This is a genomic window from Klebsiella sp. HMSC16C06 (assembly GCF_001808325.1).
In the GTDB taxonomy this organism is placed as follows: Bacteria; Pseudomonadota; Gammaproteobacteria; order Enterobacterales; family Enterobacteriaceae; genus Klebsiella; species Klebsiella variicola.
In genome coordinates, this window is the sequence record NZ_KV792991.1 from 1 (window position 1) to 1,231 (window position 1,231).

General features: G+C 42.1%; 2 protein-coding genes. Both read left to right on the forward strand.

What is annotated here, in order from left to right; genetic code table 11:
* Positions 1-260: T6SS immunity protein Tli4 family protein (locus HMPREF3142_RS07670; RefSeq protein WP_267283789.1), on the forward strand; the 260-nt coding region annotated here is incomplete at its 5' end.
* Positions 261-353: 93 nt separating this feature from the next.
* Positions 354-1,231, forward strand: an 878-nt coding sequence (locus HMPREF3142_RS07675) for a hypothetical protein (RefSeq protein WP_070611943.1), incomplete at its 3' end; no start/stop codon positions are given.

Here is a 1,231-nt window from a genome sequence, read left to right on the forward strand (position 1 = left end):
GCAAACGTAAGGTCAACGGCCTTGAGATTTCAGAATGGTGGACGAAACAGACTGATAGTTATTATGCAAAACCAGCCATAATTTATAATTTTGAACTGGTTATCCATCAAGATAAGAAAGAAGGGAATAAGCTACTGGAGTTGTCGATGGATTACACCGTTGACCTGTTGCACGCGGATAACGCATTAACCGAGAATGAACTGGTAGCTCTGTGGGAGAATATAACCGAAACAATTAAATATCACCCCACCCGGTGGTAAAAACAGATTATCATACAGAGCCTGATTAACGATAACATTCCAGATATTCTTTGTCTTCACACGCCATAATAATAATTTCCCGGCAGGTCAATAATGATAAATAAATGGTTTTTGCTTAATGGCCCACATCGCCTGAGAAACGGCCTGCTGCTGGCGATGGGGATATTTATCACGGGATGGCTGGCATTCAAACCCGGCGCGTATCAGTATTCATTAAATGACAGGGAGAAAGTGATGGTCACCTCATTATTGCAGCACCCCGAAACGCGGTATTTTGGTTTTTATTCTGTGGCGCTTCCGGCTGAATTTACGCCAGCCGGGATGGTGATGTTTATCCAGGGTTCAGAGATGACCACGGTGGAAACAAAACGGCAATACTTCCCTCCATTTCAGCAGTTCTTGATACGACATGAAGAAGAACTCAGAAACATGCAGCCTCAACTTCCTCAAGATGCGCCTTATCTTAAACAGATTTATCAACTTCCTTCTGACATGAAAGGAAAAATATTTGAATATATAAATACCAATTCAATTTCCGATGTATTCAGAACGCTTGAGGCCTGTAGGTGGAACGATGGAGTATCCTTTATTATAAAAATGAAAGCTCAGGATTCTCGTGATAAAAAATATGACACTAAAAGAAAAATATTTAGTCTGAAATATAACATCCCTGAGAAAAAATCACAATTACTGGCTATTCTGTCAGGGTTGCAACCCCGTCAGGATAATCAGCGCCCCTCAGGCAATCAGTTAGCTATTCAGTATGGGCAGGTTGATGCCTCACTGCTCGGGCAGTATGAAACTTCCATAAACTATCAAAACAGCAAAGAAGTCACTATCACATTAAAGACAGATAACCATAGTTATACCGGCACCCCGTTGCTGGATAAGGACGCCCGGGTGGTGGAAACAGAATACGGAGAAACCCTGTACAAAGGCAAACGTAAGGTCAACGGCCTTGAGATTTCAGA